Annotated in this window: 6 protein-coding genes; 3 read left to right on the top strand and 3 right to left on the bottom strand. The window is 66.8% G+C overall.

Annotated features, from left to right (window positions below; genetic code table 11):
- Positions 1-160: 160 nt before the first annotated feature.
- Entirely contained in the window at positions 161-628 is a 468-nt protein-coding gene (locus EB75_RS16795; RefSeq protein ID WP_073696480.1) for an SRPBCC family protein, read from the bottom strand.
- Positions 629-1,233: 605 nt separating this feature from the next.
- On the opposite strand from EB75_RS16795, the gene EB75_RS16790 reads away from it, so the two are divergent.
- Entirely contained in the window at positions 1,234-1,809 is a 576-nt protein-coding gene (locus tag EB75_RS16790) for a glycoside hydrolase (protein WP_073696479.1), read from the top strand.
- A 76-nt stretch (positions 1,810-1,885) separates the two neighbouring features.
- Here the strand turns inward: EB75_RS16790 and EB75_RS16785 are convergent, their stop codons facing one another.
- Positions 1,886-4,261, bottom strand: coding sequence for an ATP-binding cassette domain-containing protein (locus tag EB75_RS16785; protein ID WP_073696478.1), 2,376 nt, complete (start codon positions 4,259-4,261; stop codon positions 1,886-1,888).
- Positions 4,262-4,334: 73 nt separating this feature from the next.
- Positions 4,335-6,755, bottom strand: a complete 2,421-nt coding sequence (locus EB75_RS16780; RefSeq protein WP_073696477.1) for a Tex family protein — start codon at positions 6,753-6,755, stop codon at positions 4,335-4,337.
- Between the two features lie 112 nt (positions 6,756-6,867).
- On the opposite strand from EB75_RS16780, the gene EB75_RS16775 reads away from it, so the two are divergent.
- On the top strand, positions 6,868-8,037 hold the full coding sequence (locus EB75_RS16775; RefSeq protein WP_073696476.1) for a GGDEF domain-containing protein: 1,170 nt from the start codon (positions 6,868-6,870) through the stop codon (positions 8,035-8,037).
- Positions 8,038-8,235: 198 nt separating this feature from the next.
- Positions 8,236-8,928 carry a hypothetical protein gene (locus EB75_RS16770; RefSeq protein ID WP_073696475.1) on the top strand — a complete coding sequence of 231 codons (693 nt, stop codon included), beginning with the start codon at positions 8,236-8,238 and terminating at the stop codon, positions 8,926-8,928.
- The last annotated feature ends 1 nt before the right edge of the window (position 8,929 follow it).

Here is an 8,929-nt window from a genome sequence, read left to right as displayed (position 1 = left end):
GACTTGCCACAAGAACCCGTCTGAGAACTTGACTCCGATTAGGAACTCAAAAATCGGTCGCGGACTGTGACGCCAATTACCTACCGTGACCAGAGAAACCAAAGTGACCAAAGTTTTTCAAAAGGCGTGGCCACAGGAGGGCCTCAAGCCAACCGTCCAATCACCGCCAGCCCGAGCTTTCCTCAAAATGGCGCCGAATGGCCGCGAGCATCGCTTTGTGCGCTGATTCCGCTTGACGAGCGGTAAAGGGTGCAAGTGGCCGCGGTACTTCTATATGCACGGTCTCGGTGACGGTGGTGCCGCCGTCGGCAGGCGCGAAGGTCACCGTGCCGCACAACCGCACCTTCGGAAACTGGCGGGCCTGGGTGCGCACGACGCCGTCTGGCGCGATCAGCACTGTCGCACGGTAGGTCACCGCCAGGTTCAGCGGGCCAAAGGGGATGCGGTCGCGCACCCGATAGTCACGGTGATGGCCCTGCGAATCGTGCCGATCCCCCATGACCTCCACCGCCACCACGAGCGGGTGCACCAGCTTCGTGTTCGCCAGATCTGTATAGAAGGTGCGGACGTCATCAGGTGTCCCCGGCACTTCTTCACTCAGCTCGAATCGGGCCCGAGACATCCACATCGATCCACCGTAACGAGATCGACGTCGATCCTGAGCTGAGGGCGCTGGTTACTCGGACTCTTGCGCCATAGATACAGAGTGAACAGCGTGAGCACCGGTCTCGCCGCTGACCCTGAACCCACGGCACTGGCTACTCGCACTTTCGCGCCATAGATACAGAGTGAACGGCGCGGGCGCGGGCCTGAGCCGACGGCGGGGACCTCAAGTCACATCCGCCACAGGGGTACCGGTCTGACGTGGTCACGCATCCTCCACGGACGCGCCTCGACGGCCGCGCTACTTGACCGTTCCAGATGAACGACAGATGTCCGCAAGAGTCGTCGAGGTAAGACCCGAAACCGGCGCCAAAACCGCACAGCGGCCGTCACGGCCCGTTTTGGAATTAGCTGATCACAGCCCTGCAACACCCGTCGTGACCTTGCATTTGCGGAAAAGCTGTGTATGGCAGTATGTTTTGCGCATTCACCTGCGAATACGCGAAATCGCCTCTGCCCCAACATGATGTGAATAAACATCGATGTAACGCACACCACACGATTCGCGAAACGTGATGGCAGACACAGAATTTTGACGCTCTCAAATTTCCGTTGCTAGCGTTCATCGTCATGTTTGCTATTGCGACCGCTTCGCTGCTGGCTTTGGTCAACCAGGTTTCGGGTACGCCGTACATCTCGGGCGGCGACACGGCACGTGGCACTGACTGCTCCGGATTGGCCTCCTGGGTGGCCAACGCCGCCTCCGGCCGTCCCGTCTACGGCAACCGGTTCAACACCGGTAACGAAGAGGCGGCACTGCGCGCCCGTGGCTTCCTGCCCGGCACCGCCCCCGGCGCCCTGAACATCGGCTGGAACGGCGGCCACACGGCCGTGACGCTGCCTGACGGCACCCCGGTGTCCAGCGGTGAGGGCGGCGGCGTCCGCATCGGTGGCGGCGGCGCCTTCCAGCGCCAGTTCACCCACCACATGCACCTGCCCATGGCACCCGGCGACGAACTGCCCGCCGATCTGCCCCTGGACGGCCCGCTGGACGCCCCGTTGGCGCCCCCGGCAGGCCCGGCCGACCTCCCGGCTCCGGAACTCCAGGAACCGGTCGTCATCGAGGCCGCCAACTTCGCGCCGGCCCCCGAGGCCCCGGCGCCGGCTCCCGAGGCTCCCGCTCCGGCCCCTGAGATGGCCGTCTAACCCCTTTTCAGCACCAGATCCATCACGCAGTAGGCCTGCGACCGTTCGACGGTCGCAGGCCTACTGTTTTGGCCCGTCATCTGACGTAGTCGGCCAGGTGCGACCCGGTCAGCGTCGTGCCGTCGGCCACCAGGTCCGCCGGTGGTCCCTCGAAGATCACCCGGCCGCCGTCGTGACCCGCGCCGGGACCCAGATCGATGATCCAGTCGGCGTGCGCCATGACGGCCTGGTGATGTTCGATGACGATGACGGACTTGCCCCCGTCGACGATCCGGTCCAGCAGCGCCAGGAGCTGCTCCACGTCCGCGAGGTGCAGACCGGTGGTCGGCTCGTCGAGGATGTAGACCTCGCCTTTCTCCCCCATCTGCGTGGCCAGCTTCAGGCGTTGCCGTTCGCCACCGGACAGCGTGGTCAGGGGCTGGCCCAGGGTGAGGTAGCCCAGCCCGACGTCGACCATCCGCGCCAGGATTTTCTGCGCAGCGGGCACTTTTGCGTCGCCGTCGGAGAAGAACTGCTCTGCATCGGCGACCGGCATGGCCAGCACTTCGGCGATGTTCTGGCCACCCAGGGTGTATTCGAGCACCGAGGCACCGAAGCGCCGGCCTTCGCACTCTTCGCAACGGGACTCCACCGTGGCCATCACTCCCAGGTCGGTGTAGATGACCCCGGCTCCGTTGCACGCCGGGCAGGCGCCTTCCGAATTCGAGCTGAACAGTGCGGGTTTGACGTCGTTGGCCTTCGCAAAGGCCTTTCGGATGTGGTCGAGCAGCCCGGTGTAGGTTGCCGGGTTGCTCCGCCGGGAGCCCCGGATCGGCGCCTGGTCGATGGTGACGACGCCGTCGCGGCCGGCCACCGAACCGTCGATCAGCGAGCTCTTGCCCGAGCCCGCCACACCGGTGATCACAGCCAGGACGCCAAGCGGGATGTCGACGTCGACGTCCTGCAGGTTGTTCGTATTCGCGCCACGAATCTCCAAGGCCCCGTTTGGTTCTCGCACCGAAGTTTTCAACGCCGCCCGGTCGTCCAGATGACGGCCGGTGATGCTGCCACTGCCCCGCAGCCCCTTCACGGTGCCCTCGTAGACCACCTGGCCGCCGCCCGAGCCGGCCTCTGGGCCGAGGTCCACCACGTGGTCGGCGATGCCGATCACTTCCGGCTTGTGCTCGACGACCAGCACGGTGTTTCCCTTGTCCCGCAACTGAATCAGCAGTTCGTTCATGCGGGTGATGTCGTGCGGGTGCAGGCCGATGGTCGGCTCGTCGAATACGTAGGTGACATCGGTCAGGGCCGAGCCGAGATGACGAATCATCTTGACCCGCTGAGCTTCTCCGCCCGAGAGCGTGCCGGCGGGCCGCGCCAGCGACAGGTAGCCCAGCCCGATGTCGACGAAAGAGTCGAGGGTGTGCCGCAACGTCGCCAACAACGGAGCCACCCCGGCGCCGAGGCGCTTGTCATCGGCCAGTGCCCCGACCCACTCGGCCAGATCGGTGATCTGCATGGCGCATGTCTCAGCGATGTTGACGCCCTTGATCTTTGACGACCGCGCCAGTTCGGAGAGCCGGGTGCCCTCGCACTCGGGGCACGTCGTGAACGTCACCGCCCGCTCGACGAACGCCCGGATGTGCGGCTGCATCGCCTCGACGCCCTTGCTCAGGAACGACTTCTTGATCTGCGGGATGAGACCCAGGTAGGTGAGGTTGACGCCGTCGACCTTGATCTTGGTCGCTTCCTTGTGCAGCAGGGCGTCCGATTCCTTCTTGGTGAACTTCCGGATCGGCTTGTCGGGGTCGAAAAAGCCGCAGCCGTTGAAGATTCGGCCGTACCAGCCGTCCATGCTGAAGCCGGGAATGGTGATCGCGCCCTCGTTGATCGACTTGCTGTCGTCGTACAGCGCGGTGAGGTCGATGTCGTTGACCGCGCCGCGGCCCTCGCACCGCAGGCACATGCCGCCGACGATGTTGAAGTCACGACGCTCTTTGACGGTGCGGCCGGCGCGTTCCATGGTGACGGCACCGGCCCCGCTGATCGAGGCAACGTTGAACGAAAAAGCCTGCGGTGAACCGATATTCGGATCACCGACCCGGCTGAACAGGATACGTAGCAGCGCCCCGGTATCGGTGGCGGTCCCGACGGTCGAGCGCGGGTCGGAACCGATGCGCTCCTGGTCGACGATGATCGCGGTCGTCAACCCCTCCAGAACGTCGACGTCGGGGCGGGCCTGCGACGGCATGAAGCCCTGGACGAACGCACTGTAGGTCTCGTTGATCAACCGCTGCGATTCGGCGGCGATGGTGTCGAACACCAGCGAGCTCTTGCCGGAGCCGGACACCCCGGTGAAGACAGTCAGCCGCCGCTTCGGGATCTCGACGCTGATGTCCTTGAGGTTGTTCTCCCGGGCTCCGACGACGCGGATCAGGTCGTGGCTGTCAGCGGCGTGCGTTCTGCTGGGCATACCCACACGCTATCCGCGCGCCGATCGGCATCGCTTCTCGATTCCTGATCAACACCACGCGCCGACCCTGCCGTTACTTACCGAAGCCCGCCTTGCGCAGGGCATCGGCCATCGAACCCGACGGCGCGGCCTCGCGGCGGCCACCACCGCCACCGTTGCCGCGCTGCGGGTTACGTCCGCGATCCGGATTGCCGCCCCGGTTGCCGCCATCGCGCCCGCGCGGCTGGCCACCACCGTCGCGGCGGGGCCCGTTGCCCTGCTCGGGGCGCTTGCCGTCGCGGGGGCGTTGCGGGTCGTCGTTCAGCCGCAGGCTCAGCCCGATGCGCTGCCGCTCGACATCGACTTCGAGCACCTTGACCTTGACGACCTGGCCGGACTTCACCACCTCGTGCGGGTCGGAGACGAACCGGTCGGCCATCGCCGAGACGTGCACCAGACCGTCCTGGTGCACACCGACATCGATGAAGGCACCGAACGCCGCGACGTTGGTCACCACGCCCTCGAGCACCATGCCGACCTTGAGGTCGGACACCTTCTCGACGCCGGCGGCGAAGGTGGCGGTGGAGAACGCGGGGCGCGGGTCGCGGCCCGGCTTCTCCAGTTCACCCAGGATGTCGGTGACGGTAGGGATGCCGAAACGCTCGTCGGCGAAGTCGCCGGGCTTGAGCGCGCGGAGCTTGCGTTCGTCGCCGATCAGTTCGGCGAGGGTGACGCCGGCGCGGTCGAGGATGCGCCGCACCACCGGGTAGGCCTCGGGGTGCACACCCGAGGCGTCCAGTGGGTCGTCGCCTTCGCGGATCCGCAGGAAGCCGGCGCACTGTTCAAAGGCCTTGGGGCCCAGTCGCGGCACGTCGAGCAGGCCGGTGCGGCTGCGGAACGGTCCGGTCTTGTCGCGGTACGACACGATCGATTCGGCCAGCGACTCGGTCACGCCGGACACCTTGGCCAGCAGCGGCACCGACGCAGTGTTGAGGTCGACGCCAACCGCGTTCACCGCGTCTTCGACCACCGCGTCGAGGCTGCGGGCCAGGGTCCCGGGCGTCACGTCGTGCTGGTACTGCCCGACGCCGATGGACTTCGGCTCGATCTTGACCAGTTCGGCGAGCGGGTCCTGCAGGCGACGGGCGATCGAGACCGCGCCACGCAGCGTCACGTCCAACTCGGGCAGCTCGTGGGCGGCATAGGCCGACGCCGAGTACACCGACGCGCCGGCCTCGCTCACGATCGCCTTGGTCGGCAACTTCTTCGGACCGGACGCGCCCGCGGCCTTCAGGTCGGCGATGAGTTCGGTTGCCAGCGCATCGGTTTCGCGCGACGCCGTGCCGTTGCCGATGGCGATCAGCTCGACGTTGTGCCGTGCGACGAGGGCCGCCAGCGTCGCCTTGGCGTCATTCCATTTGTTCTGCGGCTGATGCGGGAAGATGGCGCAGGTGTCGACGACCTTGCCGGTGCCGTCCACCACTGCGACCTTCACACCGGTGCGGAACCCGGGATCGAGGCCCAGTGTGGCGCGGGTCCCGGCCGGTGCGGCCAGCAGCAGGTCCTTGAGGTTCTTGGCGAACACCGCGACGGCGTCCTCCTCGGCGCGCTGGCGCAGGCGAATCCGGGCGTCGACGGCGGCCGAGAACATCAGCTTGGTGCGCCAGGCCCAACCGACCGTCGCGGTCAGCCATGGCGTGGCCGCGCCTCCGGCACCCATGTCCACGCCGAGCGACTGGGCGATCATGGCCTGATACAGCGCGTCGTCGCCACCGTCGAAGTTGAGCGACAGCGCTTCCTCCTTCTCACCGCGCAACACCGCCAGCACGCGGTGCGACGGCATGGCCTCGAGCGGCTCGGAGTATTCGAAGTAGTCGCGGAACTTCTGCGCGGCTGGGCTTTTCGCCGCGTCCTCCGACCACGGCTTGGTGGCCAGGGTGCCGTCGGCCCAGAATTTCTCGCGCACGGCGCCGACCAGTTCGGCATCCTCGGACACCCGCTCCACCAGGATGTGGCGGGCCCCGTCGAGCGCGGCGGCGACGTCAGCCACCTCATCACCCAGGAATTCGGTGGCCACCTCATTGGGGTCCAGCGTCGGGTCGGCCAGCAGTCGGTCCGCCAGAGGCTCCAGGCCGGCCTCGCGGGCGATCTGCGCCTTGGTCCGCCGCTTCGGCTTGTACGGCAGGTAGATGTCTTCGACCCGCGCCTTGGTGTCGGCCGCCAGCAGCGCCGCCTTCAGCTCGTCGGTCAGCTTGCCCTGCTCTTCGATGGAGGCCAGCACCGCGTCGCGCCGCTGATCCAGCTCACGCAGGTAGCGCAGCCGCTCCTCCAGGGTGCGGAGCTGACCGTCGTCCAGGCTGCCGGTGACTTCCTTGCGGTACCGGGCGATGAACGGCACGGTCGCGCCCTCGTCCAGCAGCCTGACCGCGGCGTCGACCTGACCTTCGGCGACGGCCAGTTCCTCGGCGAGGCGGGCATTCACGGACTTGACGACAGACTTGACGCTCAAATTCACGGGCTGGACCCTACCCAATGCCGCCGACAGTCGTCGGCAGCGGCGAGTAAGTTTGCGCTATGCCCCAGCCGCTACCCACCCTTCCGCCTCCGCGCGCGGCAGGTAGCGCAGCATGAATCCGGACGTACGCACCCTGTGGATGGTCATCTCGATGACCGCCTTGCTTTTCGGGTTGCTCCACGTCTGGGTGGGCGCGGGTAAGCGGCGTCATCCGGCGGTACAGCTCTGGGGCGCGGGCAATCTCGCCGGCGCCCTCGGCGCCGGGCTGCTGAGCGCCCGCGGCCTGGTGCCCGACGTGCTATCGGTGACGGTGGCCAACGTGCTGATGGTCGCCTGCTGGTCGATGATCTGGGCCGGCACGTGCGCCTTCAACAACCAGCCGATCCGGGCACGGACGGTGGCGGCGGGACCGCTGGCGCTGCTGGCGGCCTTCGAATTGGTGCCGCCGTTCACCACGAGCATCCCGGCGCGGGTATCGCTCACCGTCCTGATGCTGGTCATCTACTTCGTGCTGAGCATCATCGACGGGATCAGAGCCCAGCGGGCCGAGCGGTTGGCGTCCCGGCGCATCCTGATCGTCCTGTATGCGGTCGCGGCCGTCGCGACCGTCGGACGCTCGCTCAGCATTCATCTGCATTCCGGCGCCGTTCAGTTCGTCACGACGACTCCGGTCGTATCGATTCCGATGCTGCTGTTCGCTTTTGCCGTCATGGCCATCAACCTGTGCCTGTCGCTGATGGGTTGGGAACGCCTCGAGGACCAACTGGCCGATGCGGCCATGCTGGACTCCCTCACGAGCACGCTCAACCGGGCCGGCTTCATGATCCAGGCGCAACGGCTCGCGGAGGAATGCGTCGCACGCCAGCTCCGGTGCTCGGTCATCGTGATGGACCTGGACGAGTTCAAGGCCGTCAACGACGTCTTCGGCCACGATGCCGGCGACCGTCTGCTGGCGGAATTCGCCTGCGTGGCGCGGTCGAACCTGCGCGGCGGCGACCTCCTGGCCCGCATCGGCGGCGAGGAGTTCTGCGCCATGCTGCCGGGCGTCGACGAACGTCAGGCGGCGGTCATCGCCGACCGGCTCCGGGTGGCGTTCGCCGCCGCGACCTTCAGCCACAACGACGCGGTGCTGGCCGGGACGGTGAGCATCGGAGTCTCGCAACTCGGACACAAGGCGGGGTTGCGCTCGGCCATTCGCCGCGCCGACGTCGCGATGTACGAGGCGAAGAGCCGCGGCCGTGACCGGGTGATCCGCGCGTCGGCGGCCACCGGCCGCGACTGAGCCTTCGCGTCGTGTGGTCAGCCCCACAGAGATTCCCCGGAAGCGATCCGCGATGTCCGCTGGCCCGATGTGTCCGGTACGGCATATCGCCGCCGATTCCGCGTGACATCACAACCTCCGGAAGCCCGCTAACGACAGATTTGCCTTCTCACGCTGATTTACTGGCCATCGTTACTTCGACCCCGGAGATGAGCAGCAATGGACGACGAGACGACGGCCGCACCGGACACAGCGGACGGCCCGCCGGTGATCACCGCGCAGGGCCTCAGCGTCGTCGGTGAGCACGGCGCGCTGTTCTCCGACGTCGACCTGGAACTGAAGCCCGGGTTCCACGCCATCCAGATGCCGGGTGGTCCGGCTCAGCACACGTTGTTGCTGTCGCTCGCAGGCCGGTTGAAGCCGACCCAGGGCACGGTCACCGTCAACGGCGCGACAGGGCCCCGCGGCATTCGGAAGCACTGCGCGATCGCCGCGTTCGCCGACATCGACGACCTGGAAGACATGGTGACGGTGCAGACGGTGATCACCGAGCAGCGCCGCTGGGTGTCGCCGTTCCCGGCCTGGGTCCCGGTCCAGTCGGACGTGCCGGAGATGGCCGCGGTCTTCGGCGACGACCTTCCCCTGCTGTCACCGAAGACGTTCATCATCGGACTGTCCGATCTCGAACTCTTTCTGCTGCGCATCACCCTGGCGCTGATGTCCGACCGGCCGGTGCTGATCGTCGGAGACCTCGAGCAGGTCCGCGACAACGAGCGCCGGGCCCTCGCCGTGCAGCGCCTGGGTGCCCTGGCCGAACACCGCACCGTCGTCGTCGGGGTGACCAATCCGCTGGGCGACGACGCCCCCGACCATGTTCTGCATGACCGCCGCATGCACACCGGAAAGGCCTGAC

The sequence above is a fragment of the Mycobacterium sp. ST-F2 genome, assembly GCF_001905655.1.
GTDB lineage: Bacteria > Actinomycetota > Actinomycetes > Mycobacteriales > Mycobacteriaceae > Mycobacterium.
This window is presented reverse-complemented; position numbering and strand designations above follow the sequence as displayed.